The organism is Ligilactobacillus saerimneri (assembly GCF_036689625.1).
GTDB lineage: Bacteria > Bacillota > Bacilli > Lactobacillales > Lactobacillaceae > Ligilactobacillus > Ligilactobacillus saerimneri.
This window is the reverse complement of sequence record NZ_CP144759.1, coordinates 1,500,830-1,525,394: the sequence shown is the minus strand read 5'-3', so window position 1 is coordinate 1,525,394 and position 24,565 is coordinate 1,500,830. Positions and strand designations below refer to the sequence as shown.

Here is a 24,565-nt window from a genome sequence, read left to right as displayed (position 1 = left end):
TCATGACAAGTAAACAGACCAGGATGAGATCAGGCCAGCTAAGTCTAGCACTGGTTGGAGTAGGGTTGATTGCTTTTATTGGAACCTTGATGGAGACCGCACTCAACGTGACCCTGCCGGCGATGATGACACAGTTTAGTGTGAGCCTGACAACTGTTCAGTGGTTGACAACCGGTTATCTCTTGGTTTCGTCTTGGATGATGATCATCAATGCCCGTCTGGTTCAGCGTTATAGCCTCCGTTTCCTCTTAGGAGTGGGAACGGGTGGTTTTCTTGTAAGCTTAGTAATCTGCAGTCTGGCACCAAGCTTTCCTTATCTTTTTGGCGGGCGAATACTGAGTGGTGTTTGTATGGGGATCTGTATCCCCCTCCTCTTTACGGTGATCACCCGTTATGCCCCGCGGTCTCGACTGGGCTTTTTCATGGCAGTTGGGGTAACCATTACCGCCCTGGCACCAGCCTTGGGCCCAACCTATGGGGGAATAGTATTGCGTTTTTTCAATTGGCGATGGATTTTCCTGCTATCCTTGCCCCTAGTTCTGGGAGGCTGGTTGCTTGCATTAGTCGCACTACCTAGGGAACAAATCAATGCTCCAAATCAGAACTTCGATATTAAAGGTTTTGTTTGGCTGGTATTGTTGCTAACAACTTTCCAACTCTTAGTTACTAGTGGGGGTAGAAAAAATGGACTGATCTTCACTCTCCTATTAGTTCTTTGTGGGGGAATGGTAAGCGGATGTTGGCGCCATATTCAGCGTCAGCCCCAGCCAGTATTAGCAGCGACATTATTTACTAACCAGCGTTTTGGGATATATTTCACTGCTTATTTCATTCTGCAAGCTGTAAATGTTGCCCTGGGTGGTTTTCTCATTCCTAATTTTCTCCAATTGGTTTGGCACCAATCAGCATTTATTGCTGGAAGCGCAATGTTACCGGGATTGTTGATCCGAATAGGATTAATGCCTCTGGCCGGCAAGTGGTTCGATCACTTGAATCACAAGGGGGTGGGTCAGCATCTAATCTATGGGGGAACCACCGTGGTTGGCGTCAGCATGTTGATCCTGGGGCATCTCGCCCACGGGTCCGTTCAGGTTGGATTGCTAGTTGGGGTGTATGTCCTCTACAATGCGGGTTTGGCATTAGCGATCAGTAACCTGATGACGACTAGTATCCAAGCAGTTGCAACGACAGAAACAGCAGATGCCAATGCCCTCCTCAACACGGCCCAACAATACTCGGGCGGAATTGGGATTGCACTTGTTGCTACGCTGATTAACCGCCAGGGTGTTCCGGCAGGTTTTTATTGGAGTTTAGTGAGGTTAGCGTTGGGGATAGCAGCAGTTATCTTCCTAGTGATCAGCGGTAGAAAATTAATTAACACAAAAAATAATTAAAACGACGAGGCTGGGAGAAAACACTGTTTTCTTCCAGCCTCGGTCTTTATGCACTCATGGTTAGTGGTACAATGGGGTTTAATAAGGAAAAGGTTTTCGTAAAGAGTAGGTGAGCACATGACAGTAACAATAGAGAACGATTATCTCAAAGTCACAATAGGACTCAAAGGAGCCCAACCACAGAGCATTTGGAATAAGGGAACGGAAACAGAATATCTGTGGCAGGGAGACGAACGGTATTGGAAATGGCAGGCGCCCCAGCTTTTTCCGATCATTGGCAAACTCAAAAATGACACGATGTTTGTCGATGGCAAAGCGTTTCACATGCAACAACATGGGTTTGGGCGTCATACACAATTTATGGTAGTAGCCCAGACACCAACGCAAGTTACTTTAGCGTTGACAGATAATGCCACGACGCGAACCATGTTTCCCTACAAGTTTCGCTTAGAGATCACTTATCATTTACAGCGGAATAAACTCCAGGTGCAGTACCGGGTTGAGAATCGCGATAAGCAAGCAATATACTTTTCTCTAGGTGGTCACCCGGGCTTCAATGTGCCGCTACAAAAAAATCAAAAATTTACAGATTATCAAGTAGAACTCTCTGGTCCCTACAATGAAATAAGCCTCGATCCGTTCAGCGGGTTAGCCCGGCCGGCACAAAAAGTTGCTGGAAACCAGAAGCGGTGGGCTTTGACTCGGCAGGCATTTGCTAATGATGCCCATATTTATGAGTTTGCTGATCGGAAAGCGAGCGTGGCGCTTTTTGATCGGAAGCGGACGGCAGGGGTGCGGATCAGCTCGACCAATGTTCGTTACTGGGGTGTTTGGTCGACCTATCCAGCTGCAGGATCGTTTGTCTGTATTGAACCATGGTGGGGGATTGATGACACAGTCACGACTGACCAAGATTTTACCCATAAGTTTGCTAACAATATGCTGGCAATTGGAGCAAAGTTCGCTGGCGATTATACGATTGCTATTTATTAGGAGTAACATAAAAAGGCTGGGAGAAAACTTTGTTTTCTCACCAGCCTTACTTCACTAATAGCACACGGATAACGTAGGCAATAAAATTTTAATCACCAAATAATTCCTCAGCAAGATCGTTCAAAAACGAGCCATCTTCAATCTTGTTTACTAGCTTTTTGAAGTCTTGGGAGTTTTCATATTTGTGGGTCAACTTGCCGTCTTGGGCTTGCCAGAGGAGTTGGTTGTCATATTTGAGGGAAACAGTCCATCCAGAGCCAACGTTTTTGTTGATCCAAGTCGAAACTTTTTGAACATGGTTCTCGAGGGTTTGTCCCGTTTGGACGGCTGCAGGGGTACCCATTGCCATATAAAGGACGATTTTTTGCAGGTCATCTTTAGCGCTATCCTTAACTTTAACTCGCACCGTCTTTTCCCCGTAGTCAACTGTTGTGTCAAATTCATCTGTTGCAAAGGATTTGACGGTTGTCGTCGTGACTTCATTGATTACTTTGGTTTTGTGGTGGTGCCATAAGGCAAAGCCACCTACCAGCAACACAATAAGAACGATGATAATATTACGTTTATTACTCAACCAAGAAGGTTGCTTACTTGTAGTAGAGTTTTCCATATTTTCCCCCTTAATGTATAAAAACAGATCAATAGAATTATACAGGAAAGAACAGGTAAAGAACACACAAAAAGACGCTCATCTGAGCGTCTTTTTAACAGTTGAAAATTACTTCATATAAGCATACTTGTAATTCCACTGGGTTCCAGCAGTGTTGTGGATAATTCCCTTGACGTTAGACCGTTGCATGAAAGCATTGGTTTGTTCATACAGTGGTGTAATTCCTTGGTCAGTGTTAAAGATTTGGGCTGCCTTGACTAAATCATTCCACCGTTGTTCAGGGTTATTAGCATCAGCATTTTCTGCCTTTTCAATCAAAGCATCGTATTCACTATTGCTGTACTTACCCCGGTTGTAAGGAGTATTGGTTTCTGGAATCTGCATGAAAGTATACGGATCGTTGAAGTCCCCACCCCAGCCGGCAAGGAAGATGTCGAAGTCGCCTTTACGGGCTTTGTCTGCGGCACTGTTGCCAGGAATACTTTCAATCTTAACTGTCAAACCAGGTAAGACGGAAGAATATTGGGATTGTAGGTATTGGGTAACTTCTTGGTTCCCGTTCGCGTCATTGGCAGCTAAGATCGTTAGCGTTAACTTCTTAGCGCCAATTTCTTGCATCCCTTTCTTCCAATATTGTTTAGCTAATTTAACGTTGTAATCAACGGTATTGTTAACCTTTTGTTCTTGGGCAAAGTCTTTGCCGGTCTTAGGGTTGTATGCCAACTTAGATGGGACGAAACCTTGCGGTGTATCAGAGCCATCCCCTAATACCTTCTTGGTCAATGTCTTCCGATCCACTGCCAATGATAATGCCAACCGGATGTTCTTGTTATTCAGGGCTTTCTTGTTAAGTGCGTTTGGATCTTGGAAGTTATATTCTAACCAAGCAACGTAAGAATATGGATACTTCTTGAGGTTTTTATTGTTCTTGAAGTTCTTGACTTGTTGGTTAGATAACTGGGTCATATCCAGCTTGCCTTGCTGGTAGAGTTCATAACCAGTAGTAGTGTTGGCAACTACCCGGTAATTAATCTTGTGGAGTTTAACGACATCTTTATCCCAGTATTGGTTATTCTTGACGAAGGCCCACTTGTTACCGGTACCGTTCCAGTCAACAATCTTAAATGGTCCGGAGTAAACCATGTATTGTGACTTAGTTGCGTATTTCTTACCATATTTTTCGGCAACCTTTTGATTTTGTGGTCCAAAGAGTGGGTAAGCCATCAAGACTTTGAAGTAAGCCACAGGTTTATCTAAGTGGACAACCACTGTTTTTTTGTCAGGAGCTTCGATCCCCAATTTGTCAGGGGAAGTTTTTCCTTCGTTAATAGCAGTTGCATTAACCACGTTATCGAACATGTAAGCATATGATGACTTGGTCTTTGGATCTAAGGTCCGCCGCCAAGAATAAACGAAGTCTTGGGCAGTGATAGGATCACCATTTGACCATTTGGCATTCCGAAGTTTGAATGTCCAAGTCTTACCATCAGCAGATACGCTGCTACTCTTGGCTAATCCTGGGGTAACCTTCCCGTCTTTGCCCAGGCGGTAGAAACTTTCAAAAACGTTCCCCGTTTGACCATAGCCAGTGGCTTTAGAGATATCAATCGTATCCAGTGGCGCAGGTGCGCTAAGATTTAGTGTTTGCTTGTCAGTCTTGCCCGAAGCATTGTTGTTTCCGCAAGCTGCCAAAGCAATCGCTGCAAGGCCCAGAGTGACAGACAACATTATTTTTTTAAATTTCATAATTATATTCTCCCCAATTGAATGTACCTATATGTAAACTGACGATCAAAACCTAACAGCAACAACAGGCCAACTGAGGCCCACGGGAGAAACCAGTGCGATGACGCATGGTCTCTCGTGAAGCCAGTGATAATAAGTGCGTCATAACGCAGGCTCCTTTCTCAGTAGAACATATTTACAATAATGTATTCCTTTTCTACTAACATGTGTAATTATAATGTTCTTACAATTAGTAAGTCAAGTAAAAACTCTACTAAGCCAGAAATAAAAAAACGGACCAGGATTCCAACACAGATCCTGGTCCGGTAAGCAAAGCTTGAGATAATTATTTTAAAGTGAACACAAAATTTTGTTAGCAGTGCTTTCAGAAGTGATAATATCCGTAAAAGCATCTGAATAAAGCGCACCTTTGGCAGTTCGGATGGGCGTACTAGCTTCAAGAATACCGACCCGGTGGGGAATACGCTTGATCTCAGGTAAAGAAAGTCCGAAAACTGTATCCTTATCGGCAGTCAGAAACCGCCCATGTTCGTCATAAGGCCGCCCGTAAACAACCCCAGCTACTTTCTTACTATGGAGCCCAGGGAAGTAAGTCCTGAAATTCTTGCCCAAGTTGGTCATGTTTTCGATAGAACTCAAAGTGCCCACGCTGGAGAAAGTTACGTCGATTTTCCGTGCTACATCAAGCACAGACTTGACTGCAGGTTCCTCCGCTAGGGTTTGCCGGAGGTGATCGTTAGCCACATATAGGGGAGCAGGAATAGTTAAGTATATAGCGGAATTATATTTGCTAACTGCCCGTTGTAAAAGTGTCACGGGTTCAGCATACCGTTTCCGGAGCCCCAGCTCACCGACAAAGGAAGTGAAAACTAAGTTCCGCTGGTCACTTTGCTGGAAACTATCAAGTACCTGATAAATGGATTTACCCCAGGTAATTCCAACCACACGGGCCTGGGCGATCAAGTCCTGGATGATCTTAGCTGTGAAAGTAAGTAAAACTTCTTGGTTAGTAATACTGTCGATCTTTTCCTTCATAATGTAGACATTTTCAACCGCAAACTCACGTTTAAACGCCCGCTCCATGACAGTGTTGCGGTCGAAGGGGGTGTTGATGTGAATTGAAACCAAGTGGTTGTCAATAATTTCTTCTAAGTACTTCGAAATATAATAACGGCTGACATCGTATTTAACAGAGAGATCACTGACCGAAAGTTTATTTAAATAAAAATCCTGGGCAATACTGAGTAACAGGTCCAGATGTTGTTTGTCTTGCATAGCCAAGTCCCCTCTGCGTATTGATTTATATAATTTAATTATAACATTTTTTATAATTTTTGTATCCGCGCGGATCGCAATAATTATGCAGGATTGTGGTAGAATAAGGAATGATTTATAGCGAGTATGGGGTGGAATTATGGCTGAGAAAAATAAGCAAGAACATGGATATAAAATTATTAATATAATTGCAGTAATTGTCTTTATCCTAGGAGCATGGGGTGCTTTTAGACATCTAACGAGTTTTAGATATCAGATCGAAGGAAATGCCTTTCGGGTCCAGACAGATTTAGAGGCTCAAGGTCCAATGGTAAAGCAAATGGGGAAAGAATCCGTTAAGATTTCGAGCACGAATTATTATATGGTATTTGGTTCAGGAAACTTTTATGGAACTGCCCTTGCGTTTGATACAGCTAAAGAAGCCCAACGAGCAGCTACCGACAAGCAGGTCTTTCGTCAATATGCAGAGAGCGGGCAGGCTTCAATGAAATACAAGATCATTAATGATAAGCTAGCAGTTCGCCAGCAAAATGGGGGATATCTCACTTTGAACAAGCAGAAGGCAACTGTGAAGAACGGCTTTAAAGTACAAAGCCGGTTGACGGGACAGGGAACTGCCGTGTCTTACCTTTACCGGCAAAAATATGTCAGAATTAACTAAGCGAAATGAGGATGCGAACGGTCGGATGATTCTTAATTTTAGGAAAATCTGACCGTTTTTTTAGGCTAAGGAATAAGTTAATCAGGCAATAAATGGGATCGCTTTCGTGATTGGTATAGACAAATTGCGGGGATTTAGGTAAATTGTTTAATGGATAGACTGCTGCGAATAAAAGCAGTGGTGAGCAGAGTATGGGAGGAATCAGTATGGCAAAAGTATTCAAAAATGTGACGATTGCAACGGGAACGGAAATCATTACGGATGGTTATATTCGATTTGACGACCAGGTGCGGGCAGTTGGTCCGATGAGTGATTTTCATAATGAAGCTGGGGATGAAGTGACCTATGCGCATGGGAAAGTAATTGTTCCCGGCTTCATTGATGTGCATTGTCATGGGGGGTATGGGTACGACACCATGGATGCGGATCCTGAAAAGATTGATAAGATGGTGCGGGCCACTGCTTATCATGAGGGAGTTACGAGCTTCTTTTGTACCACCATTACCCAAAGTAATGAAAATATTGTACGGGCAATGGTCGGGGTTAAGCAAGCTGCAGAGAAAAATAAAGTGATTCAAGGAATCCACCTAGAAGGCCCATTCATTGATGCGGAAGTTAAGGGAGCGCAACCAGAAAAGTATATTACCAAACCAGACGCAGCCTTATTGGACCAGTGGAATGACCTGGCTGGTGGTTTGGTCAAGATTATTTCCTTTGCTCCTGAAAATGATGGTGCCCGTGAACTAGAAGATTATTGCATTGACCATGGGATTGTCCCATCAGTTGGGCATAGTATGGCGACGCGCCAAGACTTGCTGACAAGTAAAGTGAGCCATACTTGCCACCTCTACAACGCCCAATCTCCGCTCAGTCACCGTGAACCGGGGGTGGCAGGTCATACGTTACTGCAGGATGAGATGTATGCAGAGCTAATCATGGATGGTTACCATATTTGTCCCGACATGTTGCAGTTAGCATACAGTATTAAGGGGCCCGAAAAGATCGAATTAATCACAGATTCGATGCGGAAAAAGGGTCTGGGCGATGGTGTTAGTGAACTAGGAGGCCAGAAAGTTTTTGTTGAAGGTATTCATGCTACTTTGGCTGACGGAACAATTGCTGGGTCAGTTTTACCATTCATCACAGCCTTCCGAAATGCCATGAAGTTTACCACTGCTGGTTTATATGAAGCAGTATTGATGAGTTCAGTCAACCAAGCCCGTGAATTTGGCTTAACTAGCAAGGGTGGACTTCAAGTCGGGAAGGATGCTGACTTGAATATTTTAGATGCAGACTACAATTTATTGGCTACATATAGTTACGGTGAGTTGGTAACTGCTGAGTAAGCCTAAAGATCACTAGTAAAATGCACAAAAAAGCTCCAACTATTCACACTAAGGTGAAAATGTTGGAGCTTTTTAAAAATTAATAATATAGAAAAAGTTAATTAATCGTTACTTCGCCAGCGATATCAGTATTAAAGAAAGCAGTGATTTCATCAACATCCATCCCTTGACCTAAACCAACCATCAGCTTGGTAATAGCACTTTCGGAAGTCATATCACGAGCACTGATGGCCCCTTCCAGGAGGGCTTGCCGCCCAACTTCATAACGGGTAAGGTCGCTACGTTCGTAGAGGCACTGGCTAGCGGCAATAACCGGGATACCTTGTCGGATCAAGTCACCAATCGCCGCAGCAACATTCCGTCTGATAAAGGTCATTCCACCAAGACCGTAGGCTTCAATCACGATCCCATGACAACCATTATCAACCATCGCTTGTAAAAGTTTAGGGTCAAAGCCAGGAAAGAGTTTGACCAAAGAAACATTGGTATCAATGTTGGTGTTGAGGACGCAGGCAGTCGCTTGGGGACGAGGACGCTTGTTCTTGATTTCAAAACCATCAGAGGTAACTTCAGCGACTACCGGGACATTAACACTTTCAAAAGCGTTGAAGGCAGTTGTCCGAACTTTGACGCTCCGGCAGCCCCGCATGACTTTGCCGTCAAAGGCTAAGTAAATGTCTGGTTCAAGGCGGGCAGCCGCTACAAAGGCCAGCTTCAGATTATCGGGCGCATCGCTTAAGGCAACGTTCATCGGGACCTGACTGCCAGTAAAGACCACGGGAATCTTGATCCCTTGCAGCATGAAGGTCATCATGGAAGCTGTATATGCCATAGTATCAGTCCCGTGGGACACAACAATCCCATCATAGTTATGACGGTTGGCATAAATTTTTTCAGCGATAAGTTTCCATTCCTCGGGCTGGATATTGGAAGAGTCAAGGTTTAAGATATCCTGGACTTCGATCTGATAGGGAAGGCTCCCCATCATTTGGATGAGTTGCTCACCTGATTCACCGGGCACCAGTCCGCTTTCGGATACAACTGAAGCGATGGTTCCACCGGTAGAAAGTAGCAACAATTTCTTTTGTTCCATAATGTTCACCAATTTTTCTAAAAATCTAAGTTTATTTTACGGGGTTCACCAGGGAAAAACAAGAATTCGTCCTTAGTGTCGGAATAAGCAAAAAAGCTTCCTATATATTAAGGAGACTTTTGAGGAGTAAATAGACTTTGTTAATTGTTGGATTTATTTTTTAACGTCGCTACCAACAACAAGCCGACGATTGCCAAACAAACGGTAAAGTAAAAGCCGTAGTGGACTCCGCTCGCAAAGGCAGCTGCATGTCCCGCTGTGTGGTGTGCAGCTTGTCCGGCACCGAGCAGGCTCGTTGCAACAGCAGTAGCAATAGCCCCCACAATCTGTTGCAAAGTGTTCATGATAGTGGAGCCGTCGGCAGATTCTGGTCCTTGTAAAGCATTAAGTCCGTGAGTCTGTGATGGCGACATTGCTAGGGGACAACCGATCATCATGATGACGTGAGCACAAATGATGTATGGAATTGATGCGTGGGCGGAAGCAAAAATAAACATGATTGCCCCAATTAGAGCAATACCAAAGCCCAAACAAGCCGGCACTTTAGCTCCAATGTTGTCATACATCCGTCCTGAGATCGCAGATACGATCGCGTTAACTAAACCACCTGGGAGTATGATGATCCCGGCCATAGCTACGGGAAGAAGCATGGCATTTTGAATGAATTGTGGCAGTAAGTACATGGCTGACAAAATTATTCCAAAGTCGATCATTACTAGGAGTGCGCCTGTTCTGAAGGCTGGCTTAGCGAAGACCCACAGGTTAAGGATCGGTTCTGCCAAGGTTAATTGACGGCAAGCATAAAGAGTTAGGACCACGATTGCTAGGATAAGCAGGCCGAGAACGCGAGGAGAGACCCAGCCGTCCTTGCTGGCGAAGCTAACTCCAGCAACTAAGGATGAGAACCCGATAATTGACCCTAATACAGACAAGATATCAACATGGGGCCGGGTGATCGGGCTGACATTTTTCAAGAAAAGCACTGCAAAAACTAAACCGATAGCTAATAACAGGGCGAAAATGTAAAAGATATCGCGCCAAGATAAAGCGCCGAGAATGATCCCAGTGATGGTTGGCCCAATCGCAGGCGCAAACATGATGACTAAGGCGTTGACTCCCATAACAGCTCCGAGCCGTTGTGGTGGGAAAATCAGCATTGCTACGGTAAACATCAAGGGCAAAATCAACCCGGTTCCAATCCCTTGGATCAAACGTCCAACTAAAAGGATACTAAAGGACGAAGCAAAGCCGGAAATCAGTGCCCCAATAGCAAAATCGGCCAGGGCAAAGATGATAATTTGTCGGGTAGTGAACCATTTAGAGATGATACTAGCAAATGGCAAAACGATCCCAATAATGAGCATGTAGCCGGTAACCAGCCATTGTAAGGAGATGGCTTCTACTCCAAAAACTTTACCGAGCGTTGGCAGGGCAATGTTGAGGGAGGTTTCACTGAGCATCCCGACAAACGCCCCGATCAGCATACTGGTCATCGCTAACCAGGGATGCTTGATCTCTGCTTGGGTATAAACTTTATGACGTGTATTATTTTCCACAAATAATTCCTCTTTCTAACTTAATATTGTTTTTTGAAGCTGGTGATTATCTTAATAAGGCAGATTGTAAAATTTAAGTTGAACATTTTAGTGGACAGAAAAACCCATAAAGGTCTTTAATGGTGTCGTTACAACATTCCATTAGAAAGAAGGACCTTTATGGGCACCACTATCTTATCATTTTCAGACCGCATTGTCATCGAAACGCTTCGTCATGAAAAGCGATCTCTTCGATATATCGCTGATTACCTGGGCTTTAGTAAGACTACTATCTTTAATGAAATTCACCGGTTAAAGGGTGAATACCATGCGACTAGTGCGCAAGCCGACCACGAAACTAAACTTAGTTATCGTGGTCGTAAATGCTCATTAACGGCTAACCTCAAGCGACTAATCGAAGACAAGATCAAGATTCAGAAATGGTCAATTGAACAAGTAGCCCATGTGGTTAGGATCGCCTACAAGACTATCTATAACTGGGTCGATCAAGGACTTCTAGATATTCGGATGACTGATTTACCTGACCATGGTATTCGTCGTAAGCGTGCTAAAGAAACCCGTGGGACTTTCAGTCATGGTCGTTCGATTGAAGATCGTCCAGCTGAAGCTTCTGATCGTAATATTGCAGGCCATTTTGAAGCTGATACAGTTTTATCTGGCAAGCGCAAAGGTCAAGCAGTAGCCACGTTTGTCGAACGCAAGAGTCGCCTTACTATCGTTAAACGGCTTGGTGGACGAGATAGCACTTCAATGACTAAGGCTATCCTTGAGTTAGCTAATCAATTAGGAACTAATCTCAAGACACTGACGGTTGATCACGGGAAAGAGTTCGCCAACTACCAATCAATTGAGAAAAATACCGGCGTGCCGTTGTACTTTGCCCATGCTTATTCTCCGCATGAACGTGGTAGTAATGAGAATCGTAATCGAGTGTTACGGCGATTTATTCCTAAGGGTCAGCCAATTGAAGAGATTAGTGATGATGAATTGATTCAGATTAACTGGTATCTGAATTCACGGCCACTCAAATGTTTGAACTGGCGAACTCCAATTGAGATCTTTTTGCTTAATCTGCGTCATTAAATTTGTTCAAGTTATTTATTGCAATCTACCATAAAAATAAAATTTTGACATAAGTTAGAATTTAGTGAAAAATTTATTTGATTTTTTCTTCTTATAAAATGCAATCCCAAAGACCATGAGATTGCGGAGTAAAACCAGCTTGGGTCCAAAAGGCCGTGGTAGCTGGATCGGGAATAAAGCCGAGCCGAACTGTGGTCATCCGGCGGCGTCGGGCTAGGTTGAGGAGGGAAGTCAACAATGCAGAAGCATGCTTATCGTAGTCATAAGCACCACTAACAGCAAGAGTAGTGATGATGAACATTGGCTGCGTATAGGTAAAGGTGAGGAGTTCTGCATGGAGGTAAGCTAGAACCTGGTCAGTTAAAGGATCGACACTGACCCTGAGCACATGCTGGTGGGGATCTTTCAAAAGAGTTGTTAGATAACTAGTAGTGTCAGCGAGGGTGCAGCCTTCGTTCAATTCGGTATTATTGATGCGTTGAATATCCCGACTGTCATCGGGGGTGACTTCTCTGAGCATATGGGTAATCTCCCTTGGTTAGTTTGTTTCTATTATATATAGATATAAATACAGATAGAAGTAAAAAGAGGCTGGGAAAAAACTCCTAGTCCAAAATAAAAACCGGATGATGAATTTTTTGAACAATTCATCATCCGGTTTTTATGTACACAGGAAATCGTTCCTGATATGATGTAATTACCCCTAAAAACAACCAAAGGGAGCGATTTTCATGTATCAAAATTATACCATAGGGCAAACCGAATTCGTACTAAACTATAACTATGATTTACCACGGAATCATGTTGCACGATTAATTAGTGATTTTGTCGACTCGATTCCACAAGATGTGCTATTAGAAGATTCGGGAGCGGCTACTGGTCGCCCTTCATCACATCCAGCAATTATGCTTAAGATTCTCTTGTTTGCCTACTCACGTCAAACTTATTCTGGAAGAAAGATTGAAATGATGTTGGATGAGAACTTGCCAATGCGTTGGTTAGCCCATGATTATACTTATAGCTACCATACCATCAATAACTTTCGACGCAGTCAGCACGCTAGTAAGCTAATTAAACATGCCTTTGTCTACTTTACCATGGCTTTGAAAGATCACGGACTAATTCAAAATGATGCAGTTTTTATCGATGGGACCAAGGTGGAAGCCGATGCCAATAAATATTCATTTACTTGGCGGCGGACGGTTGAAAAGTATCACGCTAAGTTAAGAGAAAAGACGAGTAAGCTTTATGAGGAACTAGTAGAAAAACAAGTGGTGCAAGAAATGGCACCCGAGCTGGTTACTTCTGCCGAAGGCATGGAAGTAATGGAACAAGAACTTGCGGAGAAAATCACTAAGTTAGATGAAGAGATTAAGCAAGAACCAAAAATCATCAAAGGTGGTTCAGTTAGAAAACGGCGCCGTCGTTTTCTAAAAAAACTTCGCCATCAATTAAGCAACGACCTAATTCCGCGTGCCAAAAAGTATGAACGTGCCGAAGATATCTTCCAAGGTCGTAATAGCTATTCCAAGACTGATCATGATGCGACTTTTATGTGTATGAAGGAAGATCCGATGATGAATCGGGAGTTAAAGCCCGGCTATAACCTGCAAATCGCTACACATAAGCAATTTGTCCTTGATTACGGGCTCTTTTCAAATCCAACTGACACCAGGACCTTAGTGCCATTCCTTACACAGTTTCATGCTTTAGATTTCTTTAAGCATATCGTTGCCGATGCCGGTTATGGTAGTGAGTACAATTACACAATGATTCTTGATCAGTTTGAAAAGCAGCCTGTTATTCCATACACAACTTATCAAAAGGAACAGAAACATAAATTTAAAAACGATCCAACTAAATCACAAAATTGGCAGTATAATGCCGAAGATGATTACTACATCGATCATTTAGGAGTTCGCTTTAGCTTTTATCGGTATAGTAGGCGAACCGATAAATATGGTTTCGAACGTGATTTCAAACTCTATCGAGCGGATAAGCACCAACTGTCAGAACAATTGGATGAGTTGGCAAAAACACCAAGTGGTCGGCAACGCTATATGCAGGTTAACCTAACGTGGAATTATTACAAGGCTAAAGTAAAAGCAACCCTCTCAAGTGACGAAGGCAAGGCAATTTATCGTCGACGAAAGTTCGACGTTGAGCCAGTCTTTGGTCACATGAAGAGGGATTTTGGCATACGCCGAACTCATCTACGCGGACAACGGGCTGTGGAAAATGACATTGGGCTAGCCTTGATGGCATTAAATCTAACGAAATTTGGTCAATCAATTAGTCGATTGGCGACTAATTTTATAAATAATTTAAAATCCGGACTACGATTTTTGAATCGATCAAAAATCGTAGTCCGGATTTTACTGTTAGAGAACCAAGAATTAATAGTTAATTCCCAGCCCCTTTTATATATGTGCTGCTAATCAGGGTAATTACTTGTTAGCATCTTGCTTCTTTAATAAAGCAACAATTTCTTCTAAGTACTTTTCTTCAGCAGATGGTTCAGGATCAGCCGGTGCTTCTTCCTTCTTAGGCAATGCCTTGTTAACTGCCTTAACGATCAAGAAGACTACAAAGGCAATGATTAAGAAGTTAATGATCGAGTTCAAAAATGCCCCAAACTTAAAGTGGGCGTCCCCGATAGAAAAGACGAGGTTAGAGAGATCGATCTTACCCAAGAAAATCCCAATTAATGGGTTGATTAAGTTTTCTACCAATGAAGTAACGATAGCAGTAAAAGCAGACCCGATGATTACCCCAACGGCGAGGTCTAAAACATTACCGCGTGAAATAAATTCTTTAAATTCCTTTAGCATGCTTCAACATCCTTCTATGAATATTTACTTATTATATACAAGCTTACCAACAAAATTAACGAGAAGCAACTCAAAAAATCTTTATATACCGCCTATATAAATATAATTGAATACAGTTTTTAGTAATAAGTGTAACATTCTCGTCATAAAAGAGGAATTTTAGCGAAAATGTGTTCGTTTTGGTGAAGAGAAAGAACTTTTTTTGCGAAAGCATATTTAATTATTTAATTGATATGCAGATGGACAACGTTTTTTGAAATATAAATAAAAGGGAAGTTAGTCCCATGCTGATGGGATCTAGGCTTAAATCTTTGTTTTTTAAGCTTTACAAAAGATTACAGATTGTAATAATCGTTACGATGTTGGGGATTTTCGTAAAATTGCTGGTATTTTAATGTTACAAGACGCTTATATACTAAGAATTGTTAGCTCGCAGGGGCGAGTGGAAAAAGTTTTTATTAGATAACATAACTACAGACAATACACATAGGAGTGAATTTTCTATATGAATTTCAAACAAACTTTACTTTCAGTTGCAGCAGCTAGTGGCTTGTTCCTTTTTGGTTCCAAGGCTGCTAACGCCGACCAAGTAACTTATACAGTTAAGAGTGGGGATACTGTTAGCCAAATTGCTAAGGACCACAACACTACTGTTAAGTCTATTGAAAAGTTAAACAACTTAAAGAACGTTAACTTGATCTTCGTCGATCAAAAGTTAATCGTTGAAGAAAATGGTGAAGCAGCTAATACTGCAGTTGCTCAAGCAGCACAACCTGCTACAACAGCAGTTGCCCAAGCACCAGTACAACAACCAGTACAACAACCAGTGCAACAGGCACAAGCTGCACCAGCACAACAAGCAAGTTCAGCTCAAACTAACTACGCTGCAACACAAACACAAACTCAAAACACATACAGTGCACCTGTAGCTACAGGTTCTAGCTCTGAAGAAGCTGCTAAAGCTTGGATTGCAGGGCGTGAATCAGGTGGTTCATACACTGCTACTAACGGTAACTACTATGGTAAGTACCAATTATCCCGTGCATATTTAAATGGTGACTACTCAGCTGCTAACCAAGAACGCGTAGCTAACCAATACGTACAAGCTCGTTATGGTTCATGGTCTGCTGCTAAGGCTCACTGGTTGAGCAACGGCTGGTACTAAAATTAAGCTCAGTGTAAGCATATATTAGCTTTAGTACACTATTTATCCAAACAGTGTCTGGGAAAAAACTAACTTTCAGATACCAAAAGACGATCAATCCAACTCTTAATTTGAGTTGCTTGACCGTCTTTTTCTTGTTATTTTTATTTTTGCGTAAAGAAGATTGGTCCTTTGACCATCTTCTGTTCCAATATTTGCTTAAATTCATCATCATGAAGGCTATTCCCACATCAGTTTCAACCTTCTTTTTGCCTCTTAAATGAGTTCGACGCATGCCAAAAACGTTCTTCAAATGTCCAAAAACTGGCTCCACATCATACTTTCTCTTGCTGTAGATGTACCTGCCTTCAGGACTTTGGAGAACTCCTTTAGCTTTTTCTTTTAAGTATTGCCAGTTAGGATTATAGCGAACCTGCCGCTGGCGTCCGCTCTTGGTTTTGGCTAAACGCTCTAATTCTGGCGTTAATTGAAATTTATCCGCTTCGTAAACCTTAAAATCGCGAACCTGACCAGTCGATTTATCTTTACGCCGACTATAACATTTGAAGCTAAACCTAACGCCGTTTTGATCAAGGTAGTAATCGTCTTCTTCATCATAGAACCAGTTGGCTAGCTTAGTTGGATCGTTTTTGTACTTTCTAGTTTGTTCCTTTTCGTACATGGTATAAGGGATATAGTACTGCTTGTCTGAATATTCTTCTTCAAGCATTGAGTAGTTGTACTCGCTGCCGTAGCCAGCATCGGCGACGATCTTATCGAACTTGTCCATTGTCGTTATCTGTTTTAAAAAAGGCTCTAGCGTCTTAAAGTCAGTCGGATTGGGATACAAAGCAAAATCGACTACGTATTGATCCGTTGTAGCGACTTGGATATTATAGCCTGGCTTGAGCTGGCCGTTCTTCATGTGGTCTTCTTTCATATGCATGAACGTCGCATCGTGGTCGGTTTTAGAGTAGCTATTTCGCCCAGCAAAGACTTCTTCTGCCTCTTCATACTTCTTCATTCTAGGCACGTAGTCTTTTCTTAGCTTATGAAGCAGCTTTTTTAGAGCTCGTCTTTTTGCTTTTCTAGCCGAGCCGCCAGGAATGGCTTTAGGCTCTTGGGCAATCTCTTCAGTCAGTTTTTCAATTTCAGCTTCCGTTTCTTGCGCTAGCTCCGTCAACCCCTGACTGGTTTGTACTTGCTCTTTTGCCATTGCTTTGACGACTTCTTTGGCAATCAGTTCATCATATAGTTCAACTGCTTGACCTTTGAGCTTTTCATGATACTTTTCAACTGCCTTGCGCCAGACAAAGCTATAGCGATTGGCATCGGCTTCGATTTTCGTGCCGTCGATGAAGATAGCCCCTTCGTTGATCAAGCCTTCTTGTTCCAGTAGGTTGGTAAAGTAAAGAAAGCATTTCTTGACCAATTCGTTGGCGTGGTCGCTCGATCTAAAATTATTGATGGTATGGTATGAAATCTGCTGGTGCTCAGCCAATACCATCATTGGTAGATTTTCTTCTAACATCAGCGCAATTTTTCTGCCTGAGAATACTCTGCGAGAATAAGCAAAAAGCAAGATCTTAAGCATCATAGCAGGGTGATAGGCAGGACGCCCGGTTTTGGCAGAATCGCCCAATAGGACGTCTTCTGGAATCGAATCGACGAACCAGCCGATCACTGTTGCCAAGTGATTGTTAGGTATAGTAAAGTCTAAATTAAGTGTTAAAGCAGTCTGGCCTGTGGTATAATTTTGATACATTGAGATTGTCTTCTTTCTTTTTATACTGTAGCGATTTAATAATATCAAGGAAGGCAGTTAAAGTATAGAAAAAGAACGATGAAATCGAAAAGGAAATCATCGTTCTTTTTTCATGTCTTAGGAATTAGTTTTTTCCCAGACACTGTTTTTTCGTGCAGTAATAAAAACTAGGCATTAATTGTAAGTGGTCAAAGAAGCATTTTCTTAGTATCATAAAAGCAAATAGCGTAGTTAGGTAAAGAGGGATATAAGATGACAGATATTGAAATTGCTAGCCAGGCTGAAATGTTGCCGATCACAGAGATTGCTAAAAAGATCGGGTTGCAGGCAGATGACATTGAACAGTATGGCAAATACAAAGCTAAGTTGGCGTGGCCTTTAGCATACCGTCCAGACAAAAAGCATAAGCTGGTTTTAGTGACCTCAATCAATCCCACTCCGGCTGGGGAGGGGAAGTCAACGGTGCTAGTTGGTTTGGGTGATGCCATGAATCAGATTGGGCGTCAGACTGTTATCGCCATGCGGGAGCCATCCATGGGGCCGGTCTTTGGAATCAAAGGTGGGGCTACTGGCGGAGGATATAGCCAGGTATTACCGATGGAAGATATTAACTTGCACTTTACTGGAGATATGCACGCACTAACGGCAGCCAATAACACATTAGCAGCGTTAATTGATAATTACATTATGCGGGATAATTCTTTAGGATTGGATCCTCGGCGGATTCAATGGAAACGTGTCGAAGACGTTAACGACCGAGCTTTACGCAACGTTGTGACCGGCTTAGGGGGCGTGATGCAAGGTGTTCCACGTGAAACAGGCTTTGACATCACTGCAGCTTCGGAGTTAATGGCGGTTCTATGTTTGGCTACCGACTTAGTTGACCTCAAACACCGAGTGGGACGGATCGTTGTTGGGTATACTTATGATGCCGAACCAGTTACGGTTGCCCAGCTGGGTTTTACGGATGCAGTAACAATCTTACTAAAAGATGCCCTCAAACCGAACCTGGTCCAAACAATTGCCCACACGCCAACCATCATCCATGGGGGACCGTTTGCTAATATTGCTCATGGATGTAACAGTGTGATTGCTACTCGGGCGGCCATGCAGTTGGCAGACTATACCGTAACAGAGGCCGGCTTTGGAGCAGACCTTGGGGCGGAAAAATTCCTAGATATTAAGGTGCCAGTTTTAGGAAAGACACCAGACGCAGTGGTCATTGTCGCAACTGTACGTGCTCTGGAATATAATGGTGGGGCTAAGCTTGCTGATCTTGACCGAGAAAACTTATTGGAATTAAAGCGGGGATTAGCTAACCTTAACCGCCATATTACCAATGTGCAGCGGTACGGCTTGCCGGTGGTAGTAGCAATAAACCATTTCGCTAGTGACACAGATCGGGAACTGGCTGTGATTACGGAAAATTGTCAGTCCTTGGGTGTCGATGTAGCTGTAACTGACGCTTGGGCGCAGGGAGGCGCAGGCACGCTTGCCCTTGCAAAAAAGGTAGTCCAACTAGTAGAAGAAACTAAGACTGAATTTACACCGCTATATGATTATCAAGCAAGTCCTCGGGCTAAAGTAGAAACGATTGCGAAGAAATACTATGGGGCCAGCGAGGTCGAATTTAGCCGTAAGGCCACAAAACAATTGGAACAGTTTGCCCGTTTAGGCTGGAACGATTTGCCAATCTGTATTGCCAAGACACAATACTCGTTTACTGATGACCAAACTGTTCTAGGAGCCCCGACAGGGTTCAAATTTCACATTCGTGAATTTGTTCCTAAACTGGGAGCAGGCTTCATAGTTGCCCTGGCCGGCAATATGATGACAATGCCAGGCTTACCAGCCCGACCAGCTGCGGTTGGGATGACAATTGATGCTGATGAGAAGATAACTGGTCTATTTTAACCATTTAGGATGGGGAGAAGACATTATGGATCATTTTATGGCAATAACGGCCACCTTTGCAGAGCACCGCGATCCAGAAAGAGCGCAGGGAATGGCCCATTATATGCGGGACCAATTCTCATTTTACGGGATTCAGGCCACGCAAAGACGCCAGCTAAGTCGCCCATGGCTGAAGATCGAGCGCAAGCAACCAATTGATTGGCGCTTGATTGACCAGTGTTTTGCTGCTGCGGAGCGCGAACTACAGTATTTTGCATGTGATTATCTCCGGTGGCGGACCCATTATTTAACATATGAAGATCTCCCCCATATCAAGACGTTATTGATGACCAAGTCATGGTGGGATACGGTTGATTCCTTAGTTAAAGTTTTAGGGCAAATGGCCTTAGCTGATCCGCGTGTGGCGACAATGATGGTAACCTGGGGGACCGACCCTAATTTGTGGGTCCGGCGGGCCGCTATTGAGCACCAGTTGGGACTGAAAGACCGAACTGATCAAGCCCGCTTAGCAACCATCATTACGGCCAACTTGGGGCAGGATGAGTTTTTTATCAACAAAGCTATTGGTTGGGCGTTACGGGAATATTCAAAGACCGATTCGGACTGGGTCCGCAATTACCTCGCTGAATATCAAGGTCAACTAGCTCCCCTGAGTGTGCGGGAGGCAAGTAAGTACCTCTGAGCTTGTAAAGAAAACTTCAAGCACGGTATACTATAAATATTTATAAGGGAGGGGATTACGATTTCCATCAAGTTAATTGCGATTGATATCGACGCAACATTATTAAATAGTAAACATGAAATTACTCCAGCAGTGCGGGAGGCCATTCAAAAGGCTAAAGAAGCGGGTAAAAAAGTCGTTATTTGTACAGGACGGCCACTTTCTGGGGCTAAGCAGATCCTAAAAGACTTGGGTCTGGCTGATCAGGATGACCAATATGTAGTAACATTTGGAGGCTCACTGGTCCAAACAACAGCTGGGGATTCGATCTTTAAGGCAACTTTGACTTATGCAGACTATGTTGACTTAGAATATATTGCACGGAAGAAAGGATTACATTTCCACGCCAATGGCTTAGACCGCCTCTATACTGCTAACCGAGATGTGGGTGACTACACGATGCGGGAAGCGCGGTTGGTTTCACAAGCCATTTCCTTTAGAACACCAGAAGAAATGCACGATATCCCAGTTGTGAAGGCAATGTTTGTGGATGAACCAGAAGTTATTGATGAAGCGATCAAGGACATGTCACTCTTCAATCAATTGGCAGACCGGGTAACTTATACACGGTCAACACCTTACTATTTTGAAGCAAATGCTAAGGGGATCAACAAGGCCAGTGCCTTGCAACAATTAGCTAAGGTGCTGGATTTAACGCCAGCAGAAATTATGGCGATTGGGGACCAAGGTAATGACTTGGCAATGATCGAATATGCAGGAACTGGCGTTGCAATGGGTAATGCCATTCCAGAAGTAAAAGCCGTTGCGCAACAAATTACCACTGACTGTGACCATGATGGTGTAGCTAACGCGATTTATAACTGGGCAATGGACTAAACAAAAAAGAGGCTGAAAAAACAGCCTCTTTTTTGTGTATTCAAGTTGATTGGTTGAAGGATTATAAGTTCCTCTATTCTCTCTCATGACAACCACAATTAATGTACTTGTCGAACCAATAAAACAGACTATACATGAAAACTATGAAAAAGGCAAATAATTGATCTGAAAATATCAATAAAGATTGCTTATTAGGTAACCATTGATTATAATCAAGGTGCAGAATAAAAGCGGTCTCACGGCCAATTTTCATTCTGTATTTTCCTTATAGATGCCGCTGTCTCACCACAGCGGTCTTTTTTTTTCTAGAGATGAGAAGTTGGTAAGAATTCCCATAAAATTGGTAGGGTAGATATTGGCAAAGAAAAAATCACTTATTTTGGAATGCATGGTGCCTTTTTTCAAACAAAAGATTTAAGGCAAATACTGAGCAATGCTTATTTACAAGTTGTTAATGGGGAGAATGGGCAAGAAGAAGCACGCTTTCATGCTCTTTACTCATGAATTTATATAAAAGTATTTAGAGTAAGCAAAAATGCTAAAAGAGCTACAAAGATTGTCGCTCAGAGATGATGATAAATGTAAACACGAGCCTGACAATGTAAGCTTGTGAAGTATTTAGCAATATATTATAAATTAATAATTTTTAATGATGGTTGTTAAAGAGGGAAAAGACATGCTATATTTTGTTCACAGTTGAAAGCGCTATCAACAGTGATGATGTTACTATACTTCCGAAAGGAGTCATTAATTGATGTTAATTGGGGTACCAAAGGAAATTAAAAAGCAAGAGGAACGGGTTGGCGCAATGCCAAGTGCAGTTGCAACCCTCGTTCAGGCAGGACACCAAGTAGTAGTTGAAAAGGGCGCAGGGCTTGGATCAGGCTTTACTGACCAAGACTATATTGCTGCCGGCGCAAAGATTGGGTCGACTGCCGAAGCTTGGGATGCTGAAATGATCATCAAGGTCAAAGAACCTTTAGCTAGTGAATATGATTATTTCAAGCCGAACCAGATTATCTATACATACCTCCACTTGGCTGCTGACCGGGCATTGACTGAAGCGATGTTGGCTAAGCAAGTAACCGGGGTTGCTTATGAAACAATGGTGGGGCGTCATGGCGACTTACCTCTGCTCTTCCCAATGAGTGAAATTGCGGGACGGATGGCTGCCCAAGTGGGGGCTCACTTCCTAGAACAACCCCATGGTGGCAAAGGCGTGTTGCTCAATGGTGTGACCGGAGTTAACCGGGCCAAGGTAACTGTTATTGGTGCTGGAACTGTTGGTTTCAATGCCGCTAAGATCGCTGTTGGAATGGGGGCACAGGTAACTATTTTAGATATCAATGCGCAACGTTTAGCTGAAGTCGATAATATCTTCGGCGGGCGGGTACAAACATTGATGTCCAATAGTGCTAATATTGCAGCAGCAGTTAAGCAGTCCGATTTAGTAATCGGGGCAGTGCTGATTCCTGGGGCAGCAGCACCAAAGTTGGTCACTGAAGAAATGGTGGCCAGCATGGAACCCGGGTCTGTGATCGTGGATATTCCGATTGACCAAGGGGGGATCTTTGAGACTACCACTCGGGCAACAACCCACGAAGACCCAACATATGTCTCCCACGGAGTAGTCCACTATACAGTGGCTAATATGCCAGGGGCGGTACCAAAGACAGCCACAGAAGCGTTATCTAGTGCAACTGTACGTTATGCACTTGAGATTGCCAATAAGGGCATCGAAAAGGCCGCTGCAGAAGATAATACTGTCCTGACAGGGATTAATACTTATCAGGGGGGCTTAACTTCCAAGGCAGTTGCTGATAGTTTAGATATTACTTATACTCCTTATCCAGGCTAAAAACTGGATGTCCCAGTTTGTGGGCTAACATGAAGCATGTTACTGGGATACGGAAACATTAGTGGGTGGTCTTAATCACTCTTCCATACCTATAATCTATTCTCCATACATGACAACCATAACCAAATTTGTGACCACCGCACCAAAAGCAGGGTTCCTCGGGCATACAAGCTCGGGGGATCCTGCTTTTGTTATAGGTTTAGTTCAAATGCAATGCGCCGCGGGTCGAGGGGGTCATCAACTAGGATCTCTCCACGCTGTGAGAAATCAAATTTAGCAGCGATTTTTTGTACCGGTTGGTTGAGACGGTAAGTATCAAGGCGAATATTAGTTATTCCTTGACTAGCCATTAAAGTAATAATGTTAGTCATAAAGAAATGACTCAAATGTTGTCCACGAAAATCCTGGCTAATTGCCATACGGTGAATAGTAGCGTATGGGTCGGCGGTATTAGCCCATGAACCTTTAGTAATGGTGTGATAAGTCGGTTCATTACCAATAACTACGGCTGCATAGCCGACAACTTGACCGGCAACAAGCAGAACATAAGCGTGACTATTTTTGATATCTAATTCAATGTCAGATGTAGCAGGGTAACCAGTTTGCCATTGGGGACTGCCACTGGCCTTGAGAAATTCTTTTGCTCCAGCGATGATTTTCATAATCATGGGAAGGTCGTTCATCTGGGCAGGCCGGGTATAAATGTTTGCCAATCGTACTCACTCCTCTTACAATAATTTTAAAAAGTATAGCATAAGGAGGCGCAGATATGAAAACATTGGTCGTTGTGGGCCACCCACGGTTAGGTGAATCAACGACGCAGCAATTTTTGAAAGTTGCTGCTAGTGAGTGTGCCAATGTTACTTGGCATGAGCTGCAACTTCCCTTTGAGGTTACCCGGGAGCAAGCTTTAATCCAACAGCATGACCGGATTATCGTGCAGTTTCCGCTGTACTGGTATAGTGCACCGGCAATAATGCGTCAATGGTTTGATGAAGTGTGGCGGATACCACTGACAACGGGAAATTACCGGTTATTGCGCGGAAAACAACTTGGGGTGGTGGTGACCGCGGGCGCTGCTCAAAACGAGTTCCAAGCTGGAGGAAAGCAGGGAGCAACGATGGATGAAGTTCTCCGTCCCTACCAGATGACCGCTAGGGTAACTGAAATGGAATATTTACCGGCATTGCCAATATATCAGTTTAATTATCTTAGTGAGCAAGCTAAACAGGAGTTGTATATTACTTATCAAAGTTATATCAGTAATCCTGAGCATGGGCACTTTGCTGGTTTAGAGCAATGGTTGCTGGCCCGCCTTGATTTATTGGGCACTACTATGCCGGACTTGGCACCGGTGCTTGCCCAACTGCGGGCTAACCAGGAAGAACTAACGGATATTGCACAACAAGTTAAATGGATGCGGCAGGAGGATGATGAGTGATGATTGATCCTAATAATGAATGGGCGGAGCAACAACTAGCGAAATTACATGCCCAGGCAACGACTTATCCAACTCAGGCCCTGTTGCGGGCGGCTAGGCAATTGGTTGTGGCTCAGGACCAGCGCCTGGATCAATTACGTGGGGAGTTGGATGGGCGGATGTGGAGCCCCCAAAAGTGGTAATTTTTAAAAAACTTAACGTCTTGTTAACAAATCCTTAATATTTTGCGTGTATATTAAGAGCATAAAGTAATTGGCACTTCAATTACTTTATGGGCATCTTGTTGACATATCTCCC

General features: G+C 43.3%; 22 protein-coding genes. 13 read left to right on the top strand and 9 right to left on the bottom strand.

The window, feature by feature from the left end:
* Window positions 1-2 precede the first annotated feature (2 nt).
* Both V3C97_RS07375 and V3C97_RS07370 read left to right on the top strand, forming a co-directional pair.
* The gene (locus V3C97_RS07375) at window positions 3-1,394 is read left to right on the top strand and encodes an MFS transporter (protein WP_338434154.1); all 1,392 of its coding nucleotides are present in this window, start codon (window positions 3-5) and stop codon (window positions 1,392-1,394) included.
* A gap of 117 nt (window positions 1,395-1,511) precedes the next feature.
* Window positions 1,512-2,387, top strand: a complete 876-nt coding sequence (locus tag V3C97_RS07370) for an aldose 1-epimerase family protein (RefSeq protein ID WP_338434153.1) — start codon at window positions 1,512-1,514, stop codon at window positions 2,385-2,387.
* 88 nt (window positions 2,388-2,475) lie between these two features.
* On the opposite strand, the gene V3C97_RS07365 is transcribed toward V3C97_RS07370, so the two are convergent.
* The 3 genes from V3C97_RS07365 to V3C97_RS07355 form a co-directional block, all read right to left on the bottom strand.
* Window positions 2,476-2,997: a hypothetical protein gene (locus tag V3C97_RS07365; protein WP_338434152.1), complete on the bottom strand. Its 522-nt coding sequence runs from the start codon at window positions 2,995-2,997 to the stop codon at window positions 2,476-2,478.
* Between the two features lie 108 nt (window positions 2,998-3,105).
* A complete protein-coding gene (locus V3C97_RS07360; RefSeq protein WP_338434151.1) occupies window positions 3,106-4,743 on the bottom strand; it encodes a peptide ABC transporter substrate-binding protein in 1,638 nt (545 codons plus the stop codon).
* 330 nt (window positions 4,744-5,073) lie between these two features.
* On the bottom strand, window positions 5,074-6,018 hold the full coding sequence (locus tag V3C97_RS07355) for a sugar-binding transcriptional regulator (RefSeq protein WP_338434150.1): 945 nt from the start codon (window positions 6,016-6,018) through the stop codon (window positions 5,074-5,076).
* 139 nt (window positions 6,019-6,157) lie between these two features.
* Here V3C97_RS07355 and V3C97_RS07350 point away from each other — a divergent pair, with 139 nt between their 5' ends.
* A complete protein-coding gene (locus tag V3C97_RS07350; RefSeq protein ID WP_180848840.1) occupies window positions 6,158-6,679 on the top strand; it encodes a hypothetical protein in 522 nt (173 codons plus the stop codon).
* Window positions 6,680-6,885: 206 nt separating this feature from the next.
* On the top strand, window positions 6,886-8,025 hold the full coding sequence (nagA, locus tag V3C97_RS07345) for an N-acetylglucosamine-6-phosphate deacetylase (RefSeq protein ID WP_338434149.1): 1,140 nt from the start codon (window positions 6,886-6,888) through the stop codon (window positions 8,023-8,025).
* A 97-nt stretch (window positions 8,026-8,122) separates the two neighbouring features.
* On the opposite strand, the gene V3C97_RS07340 is transcribed toward nagA, so the two are convergent.
* Together V3C97_RS07340 and V3C97_RS07335 are read right to left on the bottom strand one after the other, a co-directional pair.
* Window positions 8,123-9,118: an asparaginase gene (locus V3C97_RS07340; protein ID WP_338434148.1), complete on the bottom strand. Its 996-nt coding sequence runs from the start codon at window positions 9,116-9,118 to the stop codon at window positions 8,123-8,125.
* 140 nt (window positions 9,119-9,258) lie between these two features.
* Window positions 9,259-10,611: a DHA2 family efflux MFS transporter permease subunit gene (locus V3C97_RS07335; protein ID WP_338434560.1), complete on the bottom strand. Its 1,353-nt coding sequence runs from the start codon at window positions 10,609-10,611 to the stop codon at window positions 9,259-9,261.
* 222 nt (window positions 10,612-10,833) lie between these two features.
* Between V3C97_RS07335 and V3C97_RS07330 the strand changes: the two genes are divergently transcribed.
* Window positions 10,834-11,757: an IS30 family transposase gene (locus V3C97_RS07330; RefSeq protein WP_003709292.1), complete on the top strand. Its 924-nt coding sequence runs from the start codon at window positions 10,834-10,836 to the stop codon at window positions 11,755-11,757.
* Between the two features lie 91 nt (window positions 11,758-11,848).
* Here V3C97_RS07330 and V3C97_RS07325 read toward each other — a convergent pair whose 3' ends face one another.
* Window positions 11,849-12,277 (bottom strand): hypothetical protein, encoded by a 429-nt coding sequence (locus V3C97_RS07325; protein ID WP_338434147.1) that lies wholly within the window; start codon window positions 12,275-12,277, stop codon window positions 11,849-11,851.
* A gap of 211 nt (window positions 12,278-12,488) precedes the next feature.
* On the opposite strand from V3C97_RS07325, the gene V3C97_RS07320 reads away from it, so the two are divergent.
* Complete coding sequence (locus V3C97_RS07320) at window positions 12,489-14,195, top strand: IS1182 family transposase (RefSeq protein ID WP_338434146.1); 1,707 nt, start codon at window positions 12,489-12,491, stop codon at window positions 14,193-14,195.
* Window positions 14,196-14,204: 9 nt separating this feature from the next.
* Here V3C97_RS07320 and mscL read toward each other — a convergent pair whose 3' ends face one another.
* Complete coding sequence (gene mscL / locus V3C97_RS07315) at window positions 14,205-14,588, bottom strand: large-conductance mechanosensitive channel protein MscL (RefSeq protein WP_338434145.1); 384 nt, start codon at window positions 14,586-14,588, stop codon at window positions 14,205-14,207.
* 505 nt (window positions 14,589-15,093) lie between these two features.
* Between mscL and V3C97_RS07310 the strand changes: the two genes are divergently transcribed.
* The gene (locus V3C97_RS07310; protein WP_338434144.1) at window positions 15,094-15,753 is read left to right on the top strand and encodes a LysM peptidoglycan-binding domain-containing protein; all 660 of its coding nucleotides are present in this window, start codon (window positions 15,094-15,096) and stop codon (window positions 15,751-15,753) included.
* Here V3C97_RS07310 and V3C97_RS07305 read toward each other — a convergent pair.
* Window positions 15,719-17,497, bottom strand: a complete 1,779-nt coding sequence (locus V3C97_RS07305) for an IS1182 family transposase (protein WP_338434143.1) — start codon at window positions 17,495-17,497, stop codon at window positions 15,719-15,721. The genes V3C97_RS07310 and V3C97_RS07305 overlap by 35 nt on opposite strands.
* A 252-nt stretch (window positions 17,498-17,749) precedes the next feature.
* On the opposite strand from V3C97_RS07305, the gene V3C97_RS07300 reads away from it, so the two are divergent.
* From V3C97_RS07300 to ald, 4 genes are all read left to right on the top strand, one after another.
* Window positions 17,750-19,411, top strand: coding sequence for a formate--tetrahydrofolate ligase (locus V3C97_RS07300; protein WP_338434142.1), 1,662 nt, complete (start codon window positions 17,750-17,752; stop codon window positions 19,409-19,411).
* Between the two features lie 25 nt (window positions 19,412-19,436).
* Window positions 19,437-20,093 carry a DNA alkylation repair protein gene (locus V3C97_RS07295; RefSeq protein ID WP_338434141.1) on the top strand — a complete coding sequence of 219 codons (657 nt, stop codon included), beginning with the start codon at window positions 19,437-19,439 and terminating at the stop codon, window positions 20,091-20,093.
* A 60-nt stretch (window positions 20,094-20,153) separates the two neighbouring features.
* Window positions 20,154-20,969, top strand: coding sequence for a sugar-phosphatase (gene yidA, locus V3C97_RS07290; RefSeq protein WP_040533573.1), 816 nt, complete (start codon window positions 20,154-20,156; stop codon window positions 20,967-20,969).
* A 754-nt stretch (window positions 20,970-21,723) separates the two neighbouring features.
* The gene (ald, locus tag V3C97_RS07285; RefSeq protein ID WP_009551428.1) at window positions 21,724-22,827 is read left to right on the top strand and encodes an alanine dehydrogenase; all 1,104 of its coding nucleotides are present in this window, start codon (window positions 21,724-21,726) and stop codon (window positions 22,825-22,827) included.
* 191 nt (window positions 22,828-23,018) lie between these two features.
* Here the strand turns inward: ald and V3C97_RS07280 are convergent, their stop codons facing one another.
* Complete coding sequence (locus V3C97_RS07280; protein ID WP_180848821.1) at window positions 23,019-23,540, bottom strand: GNAT family N-acetyltransferase; 522 nt, start codon at window positions 23,538-23,540, stop codon at window positions 23,019-23,021.
* 56 nt (window positions 23,541-23,596) lie between these two features.
* Here V3C97_RS07280 and V3C97_RS07275 point away from each other — a divergent pair, with 56 nt between their 5' ends.
* Together V3C97_RS07275 and V3C97_RS07270 are read left to right on the top strand one after the other, a co-directional pair.
* Entirely contained in the window at window positions 23,597-24,268 is a 672-nt protein-coding gene (locus tag V3C97_RS07275) for an NAD(P)H-dependent oxidoreductase (RefSeq protein ID WP_338434140.1), read from the top strand.
* Entirely contained in the window at window positions 24,268-24,450 is a 183-nt protein-coding gene (locus V3C97_RS07270) for a hypothetical protein (protein ID WP_009551422.1), read from the top strand. The genes V3C97_RS07275 and V3C97_RS07270 overlap by 1 nt, the downstream gene beginning before the upstream one ends.
* Window positions 24,451-24,565 lie beyond the last annotated feature (115 nt).

Bases quoted from the DNA above. Each gene is read 5' to 3' on its own strand.
- V3C97_RS07375 (WP_338434154.1), top strand. From the start codon at position 3: ATGACAAGTAAACAGACCAGGATGAGATCAGGCCAGCTAAGTCTAGCA.
- V3C97_RS07370 (WP_338434153.1), top strand. From the start codon at position 1,512: ATGACAGTAACAATAGAGAACGATTATCTCAAAGTCACAATAGGACTC.
- V3C97_RS07365 (WP_338434152.1), bottom strand. From the start codon at position 2,997: ATGGAAAACTCTACTACAAGTAAGCAACCTTCTTGGTTGAGTAATAAA.
- V3C97_RS07360 (WP_338434151.1), bottom strand. From the start codon at position 4,743: ATGAAATTTAAAAAAATAATGTTGTCTGTCACTCTGGGCCTTGCAGCG.
- V3C97_RS07355 (WP_338434150.1), bottom strand. From the start codon at position 6,018: ATGCAAGACAAACAACATCTGGACCTGTTACTCAGTATTGCCCAGGAT.
- V3C97_RS07350 (WP_180848840.1), top strand. From the start codon at position 6,158: ATGGCTGAGAAAAATAAGCAAGAACATGGATATAAAATTATTAATATA.
- nagA (WP_338434149.1), top strand. From the start codon at position 6,886: ATGGCAAAAGTATTCAAAAATGTGACGATTGCAACGGGAACGGAAATC.
- V3C97_RS07340 (WP_338434148.1), bottom strand. From the start codon at position 9,118: ATGGAACAAAAGAAATTGTTGCTACTTTCTACCGGTGGAACCATCGCT.
- V3C97_RS07335 (WP_338434560.1), bottom strand. From the start codon at position 10,611: ATGACCAGTATGCTGATCGGGGCGTTTGTCGGGATGCTCAGTGAAACC.
- V3C97_RS07330 (WP_003709292.1), top strand. From the start codon at position 10,834: ATGGGCACCACTATCTTATCATTTTCAGACCGCATTGTCATCGAAACG.
- V3C97_RS07325 (WP_338434147.1), bottom strand. From the start codon at position 12,277: ATGCTCAGAGAAGTCACCCCCGATGACAGTCGGGATATTCAACGCATC.
- V3C97_RS07320 (WP_338434146.1), top strand. From the start codon at position 12,489: ATGTATCAAAATTATACCATAGGGCAAACCGAATTCGTACTAAACTAT.
- mscL (WP_338434145.1), bottom strand. From the start codon at position 14,588: ATGCTAAAGGAATTTAAAGAATTTATTTCACGCGGTAATGTTTTAGAC.
- V3C97_RS07310 (WP_338434144.1), top strand. From the start codon at position 15,094: ATGAATTTCAAACAAACTTTACTTTCAGTTGCAGCAGCTAGTGGCTTG.
- V3C97_RS07305 (WP_338434143.1), bottom strand. From the start codon at position 17,497: ATGTATCAAAATTATACCACAGGCCAGACTGCTTTAACACTTAATTTA.
- V3C97_RS07300 (WP_338434142.1), top strand. From the start codon at position 17,750: ATGACAGATATTGAAATTGCTAGCCAGGCTGAAATGTTGCCGATCACA.
- V3C97_RS07295 (WP_338434141.1), top strand. From the start codon at position 19,437: ATGGATCATTTTATGGCAATAACGGCCACCTTTGCAGAGCACCGCGAT.
- ald (WP_009551428.1), top strand. From the start codon at position 21,724: ATGTTAATTGGGGTACCAAAGGAAATTAAAAAGCAAGAGGAACGGGTT.
- V3C97_RS07275 (WP_338434140.1), top strand. From the start codon at position 23,597: ATGAAAACATTGGTCGTTGTGGGCCACCCACGGTTAGGTGAATCAACG.
- V3C97_RS07270 (WP_009551422.1), top strand. From the start codon at position 24,268: ATGATTGATCCTAATAATGAATGGGCGGAGCAACAACTAGCGAAATTA.